Origin of the sequence: Streptomyces sp. NPDC048473, from assembly GCF_043200155.1 — a bacterium.
Classification (GTDB): domain Bacteria; phylum Actinomycetota; class Actinomycetes; order Streptomycetales; family Streptomycetaceae; genus Streptomyces.
In genome coordinates this window covers 1-15,269 of sequence record NZ_JBICXE010000041.1, presented here as the reverse complement: position 1 = coordinate 15,269, position 15,269 = coordinate 1, and the positions used below count along the sequence as shown (strand labels likewise).

Genomic DNA, 15,269 nt, shown 5'->3' with positions numbered 1-15,269 from the left:
TGGATGGCTCTGTCCCACGCGGTGACGTCCATCCGTGCACTGATCGCAGGCTCGGACAGCCGCCTGCCGACCCGGGCGAAGGCCTCCTCGCACCGCCCACGCAGCACACGCGTCGGCAGCGGAGGCGGAGCGACCCCGTGCAAGGCGGCGAGCAGATCCGACCACTGTCCCGGAAGCGAAGCAGCAGGCATGTCCTCCGCCAGCGTTCCGGGCACGATCTCCTCCAACACCATTGCGCCCGCTCCCTCGTCGACGGCCAGCACAGAGGGCACCCGGCCCGAGGCAGCGAACCACCCCAGCATTCCGACCTGCTCGGCCAGAAGGGCCCGCTCCGGACTGACTTTCAGCACCGCAGGCGTGCCGTCGGGCCAACGGCACCGCAACGTGACCGACGAAGCACCGTCCGGGAGCAACTCACCGAGCGAGAGGCCCCACTGGGACGTCAGCCGCGCGATGAGATCCGGCGTGTCAGCGCACCATTCGGCAACCTGGGGACCGAATCGACGTACCAACCGCGTAGTGACGCTCTCCACATCCACCAGAGGTCGTTTCACATGGGTCAGTCTGCCGCTCGTGCGATCTTTGTCCACCGCTTTTCCACCGCTCGCCGACGAGTGAATCGGACCCGTTCACCTGAGCCCAGCCTTCAGCGGGGGATCACTCCTGAAGAGGGCGGAGGTGGCGGACGGATCCCAGTGGGTGCTGTTCGACGAGGAGTGCCTGAAGTTCGGCGATCTTCCGGTCCTGGGCGCGGTTGTTGTCCCGAGCGGCGGCGAGTCGGTTCGTCAGTGTGTGGTGATCGGCGGTCAGTGTGCGGAGTTGCTGCTTGAGAGTGGTGTTCTCGGTAGTCAGCCGCTGGACGGCATCAGCGGGCAGGTCGAGTTCCAAGTCCCGAATGTGGCCCATGAGGTCACCGATGTGCCTTCGCTGTGTCTGGATCTCCGCCACCGCCTGTCGCAGTGCATCCTCAGCGTTCAGCGCACGCTCCCGCCAGGACGCCTCCACCGCCTCGGCGGCCTCCTGCCGACCACAGGCCTGCCGACCCTCGGCCTGCGTGACGGCCTCGGCGACGAGCTGGCGGGCGGTGGCGTTCTGGTAGAGGAAGGCGCGCGAGACACCGGCGCGTCGTTCGACGGCCCGCACGGTCACATGGGCCCGTTCCTTGCGCATCGCTGCGAGCGCGCTGCGGACCCGGGTGAGGAGCTTCTCGGTGTGCTGTCGGCGGGCCTGGATAGCGTGTGCGGTCTGATCCGATGTGCTGCCGCTCATGCGACCTCGTCCTCCTCGTCGTCGAAGTCGTCGGAATCTGCGGCGAGGCCCGCGACGGGGAAGCCGGTGTTCCACATGTGGCTGAAGTAGTCCTGCGGGCGTCGCAGGTCCATGGCGAGTGCCTGGTCGAGCAGTCCGAGTCCAGCCAGGGCCCTCTCCAGGTCGTCGATCGCCTGCGCGGTCGGCTCGAAGATCTTGTGGAGGTACTCGGCAGTGGCGTCGTCCGGCGCTCGTTCGGCGACGGAGTACCAGTGCTCACGCCTGCGCCGCCAGTAGAGAAGGTCCGCACCGGTCATGACGAGCTTGTCGCAGTTGTCGCAGTCCAGGTTCCGGGGGCATTTCCCGCCGTCCACGACGACTTGGGCCGTGCACAGGCCACCCAAGGTTGGTGTGCAGCGGCGTCCCACGTCCACTGCCATGGCCAGCGCGGTCTCCCGGCTGAGCGGGTTCGTGGCGGTGTTGAAGAGCGGCTCGCCTGGGGTGGCGGAGCCCGGCCCGCCGACCCAGACGCGCGGCAGGAGGTCATCCAGCTCGGAGCCTGCGATATCTAGTGCTCGGCCATGCGGGTCGAGATCTGTCCCATGTACTTCTTGATCTGGTGCATGCTCGCGCCGCTTCGCAGCAGCCTGGTGGCCAGTGTGTGCCTGGCCTGGTGCGGAACAGCCGAGCCAAGGTCGAGTTGCTGGACCCACGATCGGAAGCTGCTCTGGAACCATCCGTAGGAGAGGGACCGGCGCAGGTGCGGGTTGCGGTTGCCTGAGGCGAAGAGAGCCAGGCCCTTGCGCTCCGCCGGGGTGGGCGGGCGGCCGTGACGGTCCATGAAGAGTCCCAGCGTGATCTTCTGCCGTCGGCGGATGAGTTCGAAGACTCTCTCGGGGATGCGAATGGCCTCGTCCAGGTTGCCGACCTTGGTCTGGTCGTGCCAGAGCAGCGGGAGCCCGCCGTAGCGGCCGACACAGTCCAGCCGGAGCCGGACGACTTCGCTGGCGCGGCGGCCAGTGAAGACGAGGGTCTCCCACATATCGCGGATGCCGCGGTCGTTGGGGTCGTAGTCCGCGGCCAGCCGCTTCAGATTGTCCTCGTCGGCCAGAGCACGAGCGATTTCATCGGTGAAGGGGCTGCGGGAACGTTCGGTGGGGCTCCCGCCGGTAGGCAGGGCACAGATGAACTGTAGGGCAAGTCCGATCTCATCGGCGACCCCGCTCTCCATCGCCTCCCGGAGCACGACGCGGGCGTAGTTGAAGTTGTTGCGGCGCGAGCACTCCGAACTGGTCGCCGGCTCCTTGGTGTGCTGGCGGTGGATGCCCAGGGTCGGCAGGCGATCGCGAGCCCGGCGCTTCTGGTCGACAACCCAGGCGTCCATGTGCCCCTGAGTGAGCAGCCGCGGGTTGTGGCCGGCCTCGGGAGCGGCGATTGCGAGGAAGGCGCCCAGCTCGACGATGGCCCTGCGGGACGAGTCGAAGGGATTTGCACTGCGCGCGCCCTGCGGCGACCGGAGACGATGGGTGAGGTTGTCCCAGAGGAGATCCCGCAACCATCGCTGGGGGACCTGGCGGAGGTCGAAGTGGCTCAGCCGGTTCTGGGAGAATCGGACCCCGAAGGGGTCGGTCTCGATGAACCCGGCGTCCCGGGTGTCCTGCGGAGAGTAGTAGACCAGCCGGAGGTCGTTGCAGAACTCCCGGACGATCATTCGGGAGGTGTGGTTGCAGTCGTCCTTGCCGATGTCGAACAGCGTCGTCCACTCGCGCCGGCGGCACTGGTTGACCAAAGTCTGTACCCACTGGAGCGACCAGTAGGTGTGATCGCGGCGCTGACTGCGGGCGAACAGACCCCACTGAATTTCGGCCCTCAGCAGTGGTGGAAGGCCACGCAGGCTGACCTGCCCCGGGCGGTAGCGCACGATCTCGGTCGAGCACCAGGCCTTAAATGCGGGCTCGTCGTCATAGGTGATAGGGACCGTCCCGCCGTACAGGTCGAAGAGCGGCATCCACTTCGTGATGGTCACTCGGGCCCGGCCTGGTCGGCCGACGGTTCGATAGCGCCTTTCGTGGGTCTCGCAGAGGCCCAGCGGCGTGGTCGCCCGCAGGTGGCAGACAGAGACGAGGCAGTGGCCGAAGGGTCGCAACGGCTTCTCCCGCGAGCACCACAGATCGAAGTCCGCGGCCTCGCCGATGCTGTCCCGAGCCCGCAGCCACCGCCGGTAATGCCGACTGCAGAGGTCGATGGTCGACATGTAGGAGGGACGCTTCAGGCAGATCCGGCAGTCCGGCGGATCCACGTTGCCCATCGGAGTGCGCGCAGGCGCGGTCTGCTGGAAGTGGTAGCGGGTCAGGTCCGGTTCGGTCTTCACTCGCCGCCGGAACTCCGCGAGATGTGCGCAGCACATGTCCTTCCGACCCCCGCCCACCGCAGGGCCCTGGCAGCCGACCACACGGCACTTCCACCCGTAGACCGAGTGGTCTTCTGGGAACTTCACAAGGTCTTCGGAGTAGAACGGGGCGACCGTGGGACCGGCAAGCAGCGTGGTGAGAATCTCCAGCCGGTCTCGGGACTGGCGCCGGTCGGGCGACTGGACGAGGGAGCAGGACGGGCGCACTCATGCCTCACCCCAGACCGTGCGCAGGGCCGCGTCGAAGACGGGGTCGTGGATGTCGACGTGGGCGTAGATCTCGTCGACGGTCTCGACCGAGGCCCAGCCGCCGGCATCCCTGGCGACCACGAGGTTGCCGTTCGAGGCGTCCAGGACGGCGGTCGCGAACGCATGCCTTGTGTCCGCAGAGGCCGTGTGCGGATGACCTCGTGTCGCGATTGAGCAGGCCAGGTGTCGATGCCTCATTCGCGACGCGGATCGTCGGTCGTGTTGCTTTCCGTGGGGTTTCCTGTGATGCGGATCACGTGCTGCTGGTGCTCGTGGGGCCGTGTTGTCAGTGGGGGCTGAGATCGTGCCTCCGTGAGCGAACTGGTTGAGCATGTCGATGAGCATGACCGCGTGTTGGGGATAGTCGAGCGAGACGAGGCGGTGCGCGAGAACTGGCTGCATCGCATTGCAACGACGATCTGCCGTGATCGGGCCGGGCGGATCTTGGTGCTGCGGCGGTCTGAGACGATGTCCCGGTTCCCGGGCTACTACGACGTGATGGTCGGTGGCGCCGTGAACGTGGGCGAGTCGTATGAGGGAGCCGCGGCCCGGGAACTGTCCGAAGAGCTGGGCGTTCGTGTCCCCGTGCGCTTCATGTTCAAGTTCCTTTGCCGGCAGGGGATTAGCCCCGTGTGGTTTGGGGTGCATGAGGCTGTCGTGGCGGAACCCCTGGTCCCGGACCCGGGTGAGATCGGCTGGCGGGACTGGCTGACGTTGGACGAACTGCGCGACGTGATTGATCAATGGTGCTTCGTTCCGGGAGGGCGGGAAGCTCTGCGTCGATACCTGGAGTCCGGATCCGGCAGCGGTGCGGGCGAACTGGCAGCTGGGTGATCGGCGATGCGGGTGGCCTCGGTCCAGGGCGGGCATGTCAGCTGCAGGACCCGATCACCGTGGTTCGTGGTGCTGGAAGCCGCCTGACGTGGGTGGTTCCGGCGGAGGCTTCGCGGAGCCGGACGATCTCTTCGTGTTGCGCGGCGAGGCGAGCCAGGGACTGGGAGCGAAAGTCGGTGAGCTCGTCGATCGTCTCCCCAGACTGGGCAATCCGGGCTTTGAGCTTGGCGTTCTCTGCCTTGAGTCGGGCGATCTGGGCTTCGCGGGGGTCGGGGATTTCGCCGGCATCTTGGAGGGCCCGCAGGCGTCGTTCGAACTCGACGCGGAGGTGAGAGTAGGGGCGAGTGCCGTAGAACGCGGTGCGGTCGACGGCGGCCTCGTTGGCGAGGGTCTTGATGTCGCATTTTCCGCCGGGCGGGATCTCGCCGCGCAGGAGGCGATCCATGGCCGCACGGATGCGGTTCTCGTTCTCGGTGCGCTGGGTTGCGGAGATTCTCATGCGGACTCCTCGTCCGTGGTGGCACTGGCGGCGTCGATCTCGGCGACGACTCGGAGGGCTCGGTCGTAGTCGGCCTGGAGCCGGGTGCGTTCGGTGTTGCGGGTGGTGCCGAGTTGGCCGATGAAGATCTTTGTTCTGTCGGCGTGCTCGGCCCAGACGGGGCGGCGACCGGGGTGGTGGGTGGCCTGCGGGCAGCGGGCGGAGTCACACATCCCGATCAGCGGACGGTCCGCGGTGGGGGTGCCCGCGAGTTTGAGGCAGAGCGCCCGGGAAGGGTCGGTGAACCAGCAGTAGTTCGCCGGTCCGAGGTGCAGGACGTTGGCGCGTTTGGGCAGGAGGTTGAGGACGTCGCGGTCGTTGCGCTGGGTTTTCGGGGCCGTGGCCGAGGCGGCATTGAGTTGGGCGTCGATGCCAGCGAAGAACTCGGTGAGGCTGCGGGCGCCGGGACCGGCGGGCAGAACGCCTTCCTGGTAGTTTCGGAACTCCTCCAGTACCAGCTGGAGATTGCGCTCGCTCTCGTGCTTGTTGACCTCGGCCAACAGCTCGGCCTGGGCCCCTCCGGGGCGCGAGGCATAGCCCTCCGTTGTTGCCACAGCGATATGTTTCATGTGGATCTTGGTGGCCAGGACGCCGCCGGGCCGGTAGGCCATTTGCCGGTCTGCGGCAGCTGCTACTCCAGCCCTCCCCGCCTGTGTGGCGTCTGCGGACAGGTCGTTCCAATTGTCGCTCGGGCCGACGGCACCAGACCGGACACCTGCGACCCGTGCTACAAGCGACACGAGAAGACCTGCGTCAGCTGTGAACGGGTCCGCCCGGGCCACCACATCGACGGCGGCCTGGGCCCATTCCACTGCGACACGTGCCGCCCTCGCGAAGAGTGCGCATGTGCCCTGTGCGGCCAGATGGCGAAGGTCAAGGTCTTCTGGCCGCGAGGGCCGGTGTGCAACTCCTGCTACCGAGCAGCTCTATCGACCCCCACACCGTGCGCCTCGTGCAGCCGACCTCGCATTCTGATCGGTCAGACGGCCGAGGGAACCCTCCTGTGCAAGGCGTGCTCGTTCCCCGACGAACCGGTCGAGCGGTGTTCGGCCTGCGGTGAGCCGGCGGACCTCTACTCCGGCGACCGCTGTCCCCGCTGCACCCTGGCCGCCCGCGTAACTGATCTGCTTTCCGTAGACGGCGCAAGCGTGGCCCAGCCACTCCAACCCCTCGCCGACGTTCTGGCCGGTGCGGAAAACCCCTACCGCGTCCTGCAGTGGCTGCGCCGAAGCCCCGCCGCCCACCTCTTGGGATGCCTGGCTCGCGATCCTGGAGCCCTGAACCATGAATCCCTCGACACGCTGCCACAACGGGCTGCCACCGCCTACGTGCGCGGGCTACTCGTCACCGCTGGCATCCTGCCGCCACGCGACGGGAACCTCGCCCTGCTTACCAACTGGGTTGCGCGGACCGTGTCCGAACTCCCGGCGCGGCACGCCAATCTCATCCGTCCCTTCGCCGAGTGGCACATCATCCGCGACGCCCGCCGACGTTCAGCCCGAGGCCGCTACACCTACGCCGCGCACAAAGGCGACTGCGGCAACGTGGCTGCCGCCATCGACTTCCTGAACTGGCTCGACTCACAGCACCTGTGCCTCCGTCGACTCCAGCAGCTGCATCTGGACACCTGGGCGACCGACAGGCCAACTCTGCGCTCCCGTTCCATCCCTTTCCTCCGCTGGAGCACTGCACGGCGCCTCTGCCCGCCCGGTCTGGTCATCGATCGCCCAGCCTCGCAACTCCCCGGTCACTTCCAAGCCGAGGACGTGGCCCGCGAAGAGTTGTTGCGCTGCTTGAATGACACCGCGTTGCCCTTGGACGTCCGCGTCGCGGCTGCTCTCGTCCGTCTCTACGCGCTTCCCCTGACCCGCATCGTCGAGCTCACCGAGGACCACATCAGTGGCGACGAGGAGCACACCTACTTGGCGGTCAATCAGCACCCCTTCGTGCTCCCGCCGAAGCTCGCTCGTCTGATCGACGATCAGCTCCGCCACAGCACGCCCCGGCATAGCACCACGGCTGGTCGAAGGTACCTCTTGCCCGGGCAAAGCCCTGGACGCCCGCGTAACCCCCTCGGCCTCGCCGACACGCTGAGACACCACGGTCTGCCCGCCCGCGCAGCTCGGAACACCGCCATGATGGACTCCCTGGCCGACCTGCCGCCCATGGTCATCGCTGACCTGCTCGGCATCCACCCCAAGACAGCCGAACGCTGGGCCACGCTCGTCGGCGAGAACTGGTCCGAATACGTGTCGTTGCTGACGTGACCGGGCCGAGCTACAGGGCGGCCTTCTCACCCTGGCGGGGTTCGCGTACGCGCCGCAGCTGGCGGACCTGCCGGTCGTCCGCCAACTGGGGCTCTGCCTACGTCGAGCTGAGCCGTCGTGTTCCCGGTGCCACCGGGGCGGCGTTGCTGTGCGGGCCGGGACGGGGGAGCCGGTGCTTGGGGCAGCCGGAGTCGGGGCCATAGCCGTCGACTGCCCGGCTTCGACTCTACGAGGCGATCGGGCGGTCGGCCAGATGGGCGAGCTCGGTGAAGAAGGCGCGGTAGAGGGGCTCGTCGGCGGTCGGGATCTCGTGCCGGAAGAACACCGGTCCGGCGCCCGGCACGCTCCCGTAGACCGGTTCGCCCAGGTCCTCGGCGGTACCGAAGCACAGCCGGGTCCGGCCCCCTCGACGTGTCTCGGCGTACACCGTCACCCAGGCCAGCGGGTAGCGGTACGGCCCGATGTCGTTGGTGCGCCGGAAGACCTCGACGATCCCCCGGTCGACCTGGATGTACAGACGGTCGTGCTGGAAGACCTTCGGCTCCGCCGCTTCCATCTCAGACCACCCTCCGGTCGGCGAGCGCGGCCACCTCGGTGAAGTACGCGCGGAACAACGGCTCGTCGCCGGGCGGTACCCGGAACGCGGGCGAGGTGCTGTACCAGAAGGCGGCCTGGTCGGTGCCGTAGAGCACGGCGCTCGGATCGCGTACGGTGCCGATGAACAACTGGCCGGGCCGGGCGGGCTTCTTGTAGTGCACCAGTGCCCCGAGCCACCGCAGCGGCACCCGGAGCTCGGATCTGCCCATGGTGAACAGTTCGAACACCCCTCGGTCCACGCGCAGATGCAGGTTCTCGTAGTCGAACGTCAGCGGCTCCATGGCGGGAAGATAGCCCGGCTCCCTGGTCACAGCGCGACCACCCCCACCACGGCCGCCGCCGCCACGACCAGCACACCCACCACGTTGACGACCATGTCCCGCTTCCAGGAGCGGCGTTCGGCCTCGACGTCCAGGACGAAGAGGGCCGGGTCGTCGGGGGCGTAGTGGATCGTGAGGTTCAGGCCCCGTGATCCGGCGGGGTCCGGGATTCCGGACTCGCAGTGGGCCGTGACCTCCCTGCCGTCGAGGGTGGTGAAGGTGACGACCGGCATCAGGTTGGTCAGGGTGTGGCCGTCGTTGGAGTCGACGGTGACGCTCTTGAGGACGGCGACGACACGGCCGGATACGGCGGCCATGGCGGCCAGTTGGTCGATACGGCGGTTCCTGTCGCGGATGTTCCCGGGCAGGTGGTACAGGCCAGAGAGGGCCCAGGGCCCGCAGAAGCCGAGCAGCGCCCACGGCCAGCCCCAGTCGATCGCGGCGACGGCGACCAGACCGGCGTAGACGAGGAAGAGCGCGAAGTTCGCCCAGCCGAGGCCGCGCCCGCCTTCGGAGAGGTGGTTGGCGAACCGGAAGGCGTGGGGTCTGCCGCGCGGATAGTGGACCCCGATCTCCCGGCCCTTCCAGGCCACGCTGATCCTCTCGCCGCGCTCACCCTCGTTGGTGACGGTGAACTCCTGCCCGGTGGACGGGTCCTGGAAGGAGACGACCACGGCTATCCCGTCGCTCGGGGAGCTTCCATGCCGGGGCTCGTCCACCCGCTCGATCCGTCCCGTCGCCCGGACCGTCCGCTGCGCCCGGGTCATCCCGGCCAGCGACCTCCCGTATCCGACCAGCGCCCACGCGCCGAACACCCCGCACCACAGCACCAGATACACATGCCAGTCCATGGATCAACCTCCTGCCGAGACGCGCCGTACGACCTTGCCCTGCCCGTCCGCCTCCAGATAGGCGGTGCCTTCGGAGCCGGTCACGGAGACCCTGAGGGCCACCCTGCCGGTGAGGCGGTCGACGGTGAGCTGCCAGGTGCGCGGGGAGCCGACGCCGAGCGTGGTCGTGGCCTCCTTCACCAGGGCCGGAACACGGTCGTACGGCAGGGAATCCAGGTCGAGTCGGGGGGCCGCCTGGGTGCCAGTGGGGGCGAAGACGACCGTCAGCAGGCGTTCCTGTACGACGACGGTGAGCGCCCGCTGCTTGTCCTCGCCCTTGGCGAGCGCGGCGACGGAACGGCCCAACCTGCCCTCGTCCAGGAAGGATTGACCGGGGCCGAGGGCCACCGTGCCGGACGCCGACGACACGGTGGTCGTGGACGACGAGGAGGTGCTGGAGGAGGAGACCGAGGGCCGCGCGGTGTCGGAGTCGTCCTGGTCGAACAGGTTCGCGCGGAACAACAGGACGACCAGGGCCGCGCCGAGCAGCAAACCGAGGAACCCGACCAGGGTGGCACCGCAGCCTTCCACAGGGTCGCTCGCCCGGGCCGGTCCGGGTGCCGAGTCGAGGCGGGCCGAGGCGGCCCGTTCCTCCCAGTCCGGTGTCGGTCGTTTGACGATCCTCACCTTCAGCGGCCGGTCCGGCGGGTACTGGACGACCAGGATGCCGCGCGGCCTGTAGTCGGGCAGGTCGGCGAGGTTGATGTCCTGCGTGAACTCGACGCGGTACGCCGGTGCGTCGTCCGGTGCGACGGTGAGGTCGAACTTCACCGGAATGTCGCTCGTTTCACCCCCGACGGCCTCCAGGCTCTCGATCATCGCGAGGGCCAGGTGCGGCGGGATCTCCGCTTCCCGGGCGCGCCTCGGCAGGCCGGCGAGGTAGCGGATCAGGACGTAGACCGCGAGCAGGCACGCGCCCCCGACGATCAGCGGCTCGTTCGAAATGGCGATCCCGACGACGACGGCCGCCAGGGACGCCCCCGTCACGCCACCCGTGAGGAACCCCCGGGCGAGCGCGACGGGCCTGTTGTGCGCGGGCGGCGGCGCGGCGCTCGTGGTGATCGTCATACGGGCGATTGTGCAGGGCTCAGGTGACGTCCGGTAGACCTCAGCCTGATCTTCCGGCAGGTACCGACGCTGAGCTGGTGCTGCACGGCGCTGAGTTCGCCCGGTGTCGGAGTGGCCAGTGTCAGCCGGAGCACTCGCGGTCGATACGGACCGGTGGCGAACGCGTCCGCTGTTCCTCAACCCCCGGCTCGCAGCGGCAGAAGCACACCTCACGCTCCCACCACAAGCCCTCACGTGACGTCAAAACAAACTGACATCGCGAACTCGGTCAGAAGGCGACTCCCACAGTCACCTACACAGCCAGCGGGCTGTGGGAACCATCTGCTGCAGATCGTCGCGAATAGTGCATGGATCGAATACCTTCTCTTCGCCAGTGCCGCCGCGAGACCACCGAAGCGATCATCGGCGGACTCACCGGAACTCTGCGCCGTCCGCAGCTGCTTGTCCTCGGCCGTTACGACACAGACGGCCGGCTGCGCGCGGTCGGCCGGACCACGCCTCTGAAACCGGATGCCGCCCGCCGGCTTGCCGACCACCTCACCGAGGCCGGCCCCGACCACCCATGGACCGGCGTACGGTTCACCGCCACCTGGGGCAGCCGTGAGGCCCTCGACCTGACCCTCGTCGTGCCCGAGCTGGTAGCGGAAGTCAGCGCCGACACCGCCATCGACCGCAGGGCGTGGCGTCACCCGCTGCGCTTCGTACGGCTGCGTCTGGACGTCACCGTGGCCGACGCGCCGGCGTTCGGGGAAGGCGTACAGCCTTCCAACGGCTGACCCACGCAGCTGGCGACGGCCGCGCATAGACGGTTGCGCCGAAGGGAGGGAGGCAGCCCCCGGGGTGGTGTGGTTGAGTCGCTGAGGCTGGCGCGCGTTGGCCGCTGACCGCCGGGGTGCTGCTCCGGATCGCTCATCGCTTCCCAGCGAACGCCGTTGCCCAGGACGATGCGGTCGCCGCCTCGAGTTCGGGGATCGCGGCCCACGCCTTCACCCCTTCCCGGCCCGGGGGCCGCCTGCGGCCGCTGCGCGACCCGGCTGCCGTGGACGGCGACGCTGGCGGCGGGTAGCCGGGTCGACCCGCCGCCATCCACGTGGTGCCCAGTCCCGGGCGCAGGGGATCCGGACCTCGTGGCTGCGCGTCTCGTTGATCGCCTTGTCCGCTCCGTAGTACCCGCCGACCTGGTGGTACCTGAAGTCAGCCGCAGGATGCGAGCGCGTGACCACGAGAGCCCTGCTTCGCGGCTGGTGTCCGGGCTGGGACTTTGGGGCCTGCCCAGCCCGCCATCGCTTGGTCACCGGCAACGAACCCGGCCCCGGGACCTGGATGTCCGCGCTCAGCGTCGATCCGCAGGCTCAGGCGGCCGAGGCCCTGACGCCCCCCTTGCCCCGGTAGTCCGGGGTCTTCGTCTTCTTCTGAGACTGGTTGTGCTGCCCGGTACGCGTCGTGCTCTTGGTGGTGGTTGCCTTCTCCTGGGCCCGGAGCTTGGCGGTGCGCTCGGTGACGCAGGTGTCGTATCCGCCGCACTCGGTGCGGGCCTGCTGGTACAACGGGTCCGCGTTGGACCTGGCCGCCTTCTTCGTCGACTCCGTGATCGCCTTCGCGTTCTGGGTTTTGTGCTGGTTCGTCTGACTGGTCTTGGCGGTCGTGGTCTTGTGGACGTCCGTGGTACGCGTCGTGCTCTTGGTGGTGGTTGCCTTCTCCTGGGCCCGGAGCTTGGCGGTGCGCTCGGTGACGCAGGTGTCGTACCCGCCGCACTCGGTGCGTGCCTGCTGGTAGAGCGGGTCCGTGTTGGACTTCTTCGCCTTCTTCGTCGAGTCCGCGATGGCCTTCGCGTTCTGCTTGCGCAGCTTGGCGGTGCGCTCGGTGACGCAGGTGTCGTACCCGCCGCACTCGATACGTGCCTGCTGGTAGAGCGGGTCGGCGTTGGACCTGTCCGCTACGGCCTTCGTGGTATCGAGCATCTCCTGATGCTCGATCAGCTTGGGCCCGATGTCCCGCGTGGCGCCCTGGGTGAACCCCTTGGACGTGTCGAAGCCACGACCGAGGGAGTCGAGCGGAGTGTCATCCTCGATCTGGTGGTAGTCATCGATGATGGCCTTGCGCAGCGCCTCTTCCTCGACCGCCTTTTTGCGGACCTGCTTGTCGAGGCGCTTGACCTGCGTACCAGTGGTTTCCGGCTGCGCCTTCTTCACGTCGCGGAGCTTGCCCGACACGTACTTGTACTGCCTGACCGACTTCCGCAGCTTCTGCTGCGCCTGTTCGCGTTCGGCCGGGGTCTTGGCCGCGGCGACCCGCTTCTCGCCCTGCCGGACCTTCTTCTCGGCCTTGGTGACCTGCTTCGTGAGGCCCTTCACGGTCTGGCGCGACTCACGGAAATAGTTGACGAGGGTCTCTGCGATGTCCGGCCCGTCAGTCCGTGGCGAGAAGGTCGTGCCGCCGGTCGTTGCCCGCTTGAACTGCCACTTGATGACGTGCTGCACGGGCAGCTTCACCTGGTAGTACGGGTCATTGGGGTCCAGCGAGTGGTGGGCCCAGCCGTACATGCTCCACGACAGCTTGTCCCACCGGCCGGGCTCGTTCGCGGGGGAGCCGGCTGCCGGGTCGGGCGGGGGCGGGGCCGCCGAAGCATCGGCTGCCGGGCCGGCCAGGACGAACCCGACCGCCGCTACGAAGGCCACCAGGGCCATCCGTAAGGCCATGGGCCAGGCGGCGGGTGCTCTCTGGCTGATGGAGGTTGTGTGTGGCGCGGTGTTCACGAATCTTCTCCTCATGGTCTGGTCGTCAGGGGGTGTGGATGCGGCCGGAAAGCCGCGGCGGGCAACTGTGTTCGTTCGCACCGCCGGGGACAGCGAACTGGTACCGGCGGACGCGAGGTGATGCATGCGCAGGGAATTGCCGGGTCGGCGCGGTGCGGTGAGAGAAGCGTTGCGTGGCATCGCTCTGCCGGGCAATGCATGAGGGCGGCCGGGACAGTCCGGATCTGTCCGGCCTGGTCAGGACCAGTCCCATGGGTGGGACGCGCCGGGGCCGGGGGACCCTGGGACGCTTTGTGGCCGGGACATCGACAGGCCCGGACAGGGCCGGACGGTCCCGGACTGTCCCAAGCCCGGCCGGAGCCGGGTCAGCGCCGCATGCGAGTCACGGTGAGGGTGCCGTGCCGGCCGCTCCCGGCCAACACCTCGACGACCATGTCGGTCTCCACCCGCGTGTACGTCTCCCCCTGTGCCCGGCGGTCTCCCACCACGGTCGAACTGGTCAGGGCAGAGCCGATACGTGCCGCGAGAACGGGCTCCAGCCGGGCAGACAACCGGACCGGACCGCCCTCGTCCCCCACCGCGAGGGCCAGGTGGTGCGGACGCAGCCGCGGCCCCGTGAACCCGACCACCAGGGCGTCGGCCGTGTCCGAGTGCCTGACCTTGACCCACCCGCGGCGCCCCGCCCGGTAGCCGGCCCCGGCCCGCTTCGCGACGATCCCCTCAATCCCCTGCGCCTGGAGCGCCTCGTACCAGTGCAAGGCCACCTCTCGGTCGTCCGTGGCCTGTACGGGCTGGATCGGCGGTCCCAAGTCGGCGAGCAGTTCCAACAGGTAGGCGCGGCGCTCCATGTACGGGCGGCCGCGGAGGTCTCCGATCGTCGGGTCAGGGTGCTGCAGAACATCCCAGCAGACGTAGGACGCCGGATACCGGGCCGCCAGGACACGGGCCCGGGTCACGGACGACGCGGCCCGTGACTGCGCGGCCGCGAAGTCCAGCCGGCCGTCCCGCCAGATCACCGCTTCCCCATCAAGTACCGTGCCCGGCCGCAGTTCCATGCCGGCGACCGCAAGGTCCATCCAGTGCTGGGTGACGATCCGCCCGGACCGGGCGTACAGGATCACAGTGTCGTCAGTGCGGCGCAGCACAGTCCGATGCCCGTCGAACTTCGGCTCGTACCACCAGCCGGGCCCGTCGGGCAGGGTCGGGACCGCCTGGGCCAGCGCCACCTTGATCGGGAACTCCACAGAACCGATCCTGCGAGTCCCGCACCCCAGCAGCGCGCCGGACGGTCCGTACGGCCTACCCGTCCACCAGTCCCGTCTCAGGGGCACAGATCTTGCACGCCTCAATGTCCGGCTCCGCCAACGCGATCAGCGCTTCCTCGCGGTTGATGAACCCGAGCTCGTTCTTGAACAGGGTGCAGCCCCCGCGGTGCAGCATCGCCGTCTCACCTGACCGCTTCGGCTGGATCTTCCACGCCTGCTCCGCCCGCGCCCGCTCCTTGCGCCGCCGCTCCTGCTCCTCCTGGACCTCGAGTTCACGGACCCGGTTCTCGGCCTGCCGCAGCTGGTAGCGCAGCCAGTCGACCAAGGCCCGGTTCTTGTCCAGGTCGGATATGTCGCCGCCGGGCATGGCTACGCCTCGGTCGGCTCGTGGGCGTGCTTGAGCGCCATGCGGGCTTCGACACGGTTGCCGTGGTCCACGGAGTCCCAGAAGGGGTGCGTGGACACGGTGGTGCTGAGCTCCAGCAGCCGCGCCCGGAAGCGGGCGACCTCGGCGTGCTGGTCCTCGGTGTAGCCGGGGCTGTCGTCCTTCGCGGACCGGTAGTCGGAGTGGAGCTGCTTGTCGCTCTTCCAGCCGGGCATGGGCTCGGCCGACCACGGCAGGGTCCTGGCGTACTCCTCGTACGCGGCGCGGGTCTCATGGAGAGCGGCCTGAGCGTCGAGCAGGTCCTGAGGGAAATTGAAGGCGGGGGTCTTAGGCACGCGTCAATGCTAGTTGGGTCGCCCGGGGGAATTTCACCCCCGGGCTCCCACAGAACCGTGCGTAACAGTCTCCCGTTACACGGCTCTTGCCATCTTGATCACCAGAA

General features: G+C 68.4%; 17 protein-coding genes and 1 pseudogene. 3 read left to right on the top strand and 15 right to left on the bottom strand.

The window, feature by feature from the left end; genetic code table 11:
- Positions 1–2: 2 nt before the first annotated feature.
- The 5 genes and pseudogenes from ACGFU7_RS38530 to ACGFU7_RS38510 form a co-directional block, all read right to left on the bottom strand.
- Positions 3–533 (bottom strand): annotated as a pseudogene (locus tag ACGFU7_RS38530) (aminoglycoside phosphotransferase family protein); the annotation flags it as partial.
- A gap of 124 nt (positions 534–657) precedes the next feature.
- The gene (locus tag ACGFU7_RS38525) at positions 658–1,269 is read right to left on the bottom strand and encodes a DUF6262 family protein (protein ID WP_393702432.1); all 612 of its coding nucleotides are present in this window, start codon (positions 1,267–1,269) and stop codon (positions 658–660) included.
- Positions 1,266–1,688, bottom strand: a complete 423-nt coding sequence (locus ACGFU7_RS38520; RefSeq protein WP_393702430.1) for a hypothetical protein — start codon at positions 1,686–1,688, stop codon at positions 1,266–1,268. Before ACGFU7_RS38520 ends, ACGFU7_RS38525 begins: the two co-directional genes overlap by 4 nt.
- 128 nt (positions 1,689–1,816) lie before the next feature.
- Positions 1,817–3,619 carry a tyrosine-type recombinase/integrase gene (locus ACGFU7_RS38515; RefSeq protein WP_393702428.1) on the bottom strand — a complete coding sequence of 601 codons (1,803 nt, stop codon included), beginning with the start codon at positions 3,617–3,619 and terminating at the stop codon, positions 1,817–1,819.
- A 246-nt stretch (positions 3,620–3,865) separates the two neighbouring features.
- Complete coding sequence (locus tag ACGFU7_RS38510; RefSeq protein WP_393702426.1) at positions 3,866–3,988, bottom strand: hypothetical protein; 123 nt, start codon at positions 3,986–3,988, stop codon at positions 3,866–3,868.
- A 231-nt stretch (positions 3,989–4,219) separates the two neighbouring features.
- Between ACGFU7_RS38510 and ACGFU7_RS38505 the strand changes: the two genes are divergently transcribed.
- Complete coding sequence (locus ACGFU7_RS38505; RefSeq protein ID WP_393702424.1) at positions 4,220–4,741, top strand: NUDIX hydrolase; 522 nt, start codon at positions 4,220–4,222, stop codon at positions 4,739–4,741.
- A gap of 37 nt (positions 4,742–4,778) precedes the next feature.
- Here the strand turns inward: ACGFU7_RS38505 and ACGFU7_RS38500 are convergent, their stop codons facing one another.
- Both ACGFU7_RS38500 and ACGFU7_RS38495 read right to left on the bottom strand, forming a co-directional pair.
- The gene (locus ACGFU7_RS38500; protein ID WP_393702422.1) at positions 4,779–5,240 is read right to left on the bottom strand and encodes a hypothetical protein; all 462 of its coding nucleotides are present in this window, start codon (positions 5,238–5,240) and stop codon (positions 4,779–4,781) included.
- Positions 5,237–5,833, bottom strand: coding sequence for a hypothetical protein (locus tag ACGFU7_RS38495; protein ID WP_393702420.1), 597 nt, complete (start codon positions 5,831–5,833; stop codon positions 5,237–5,239). The genes ACGFU7_RS38500 and ACGFU7_RS38495 overlap by 4 nt, the downstream gene beginning before the upstream one ends.
- Positions 5,834–6,142: 309 nt before the next feature.
- On the opposite strand from ACGFU7_RS38495, the gene ACGFU7_RS38490 reads away from it, so the two are divergent.
- A complete protein-coding gene (locus ACGFU7_RS38490) occupies positions 6,143–7,546 on the top strand; it encodes a hypothetical protein (RefSeq protein WP_393702418.1) in 1,404 nt (467 codons plus the stop codon).
- A 226-nt stretch (positions 7,547–7,772) separates the two neighbouring features.
- Here the strand turns inward: ACGFU7_RS38490 and ACGFU7_RS38485 are convergent, their stop codons facing one another.
- The 4 genes from ACGFU7_RS38485 to ACGFU7_RS38470 are packed head-to-tail and all read right to left on the bottom strand — an operon-like array spanning position 7,773 to position 10,421.
- Positions 7,773–8,102, bottom strand: coding sequence for a hypothetical protein (locus tag ACGFU7_RS38485; protein ID WP_393702416.1), 330 nt, complete (start codon positions 8,100–8,102; stop codon positions 7,773–7,775).
- A 1-nt stretch (position 8,103) separates the two neighbouring features.
- A complete protein-coding gene (locus ACGFU7_RS38480) occupies positions 8,104–8,454 on the bottom strand; it encodes a hypothetical protein (protein WP_133243286.1) in 351 nt (116 codons plus the stop codon).
- Positions 8,451–9,314 carry a DUF3592 domain-containing protein gene (locus ACGFU7_RS38475; protein WP_393702414.1) on the bottom strand — a complete coding sequence of 288 codons (864 nt, stop codon included), beginning with the start codon at positions 9,312–9,314 and terminating at the stop codon, positions 8,451–8,453. The genes ACGFU7_RS38480 and ACGFU7_RS38475 overlap by 4 nt, the downstream gene beginning before the upstream one ends.
- Before the next feature lie 3 nt (positions 9,315–9,317).
- A complete protein-coding gene (locus tag ACGFU7_RS38470) occupies positions 9,318–10,421 on the bottom strand; it encodes a hypothetical protein (RefSeq protein ID WP_393702412.1) in 1,104 nt (367 codons plus the stop codon).
- A gap of 347 nt (positions 10,422–10,768) precedes the next feature.
- Between ACGFU7_RS38470 and ACGFU7_RS38465 the strand changes: the two genes are divergently transcribed.
- Complete coding sequence (locus tag ACGFU7_RS38465; protein WP_393702410.1) at positions 10,769–11,197, top strand: hypothetical protein; 429 nt, start codon at positions 10,769–10,771, stop codon at positions 11,195–11,197.
- Between the two features lie 576 nt (positions 11,198–11,773).
- Here ACGFU7_RS38465 and ACGFU7_RS38460 read toward each other — a convergent pair.
- From ACGFU7_RS38460 to ACGFU7_RS38445, 4 genes are all read right to left on the bottom strand, one after another.
- Positions 11,774–13,177 (bottom strand): hypothetical protein, encoded by a 1,404-nt coding sequence (locus tag ACGFU7_RS38460; RefSeq protein ID WP_393702408.1) that lies wholly within the window; start codon positions 13,175–13,177, stop codon positions 11,774–11,776.
- A 365-nt stretch (positions 13,178–13,542) separates the two neighbouring features.
- The gene (locus tag ACGFU7_RS38455; RefSeq protein WP_393702406.1) at positions 13,543–14,421 is read right to left on the bottom strand and encodes a DNA ligase; all 879 of its coding nucleotides are present in this window, start codon (positions 14,419–14,421) and stop codon (positions 13,543–13,545) included.
- Between the two features lie 55 nt (positions 14,422–14,476).
- The gene (locus ACGFU7_RS38450) at positions 14,477–14,809 is read right to left on the bottom strand and encodes a DUF6233 domain-containing protein (RefSeq protein WP_393702404.1); all 333 of its coding nucleotides are present in this window, start codon (positions 14,807–14,809) and stop codon (positions 14,477–14,479) included.
- 2 nt (positions 14,810–14,811) lie between these two features.
- A complete protein-coding gene (locus ACGFU7_RS38445) occupies positions 14,812–15,162 on the bottom strand; it encodes a hypothetical protein (RefSeq protein ID WP_393702402.1) in 351 nt (116 codons plus the stop codon).
- Positions 15,163–15,269 lie beyond the last annotated feature (107 nt).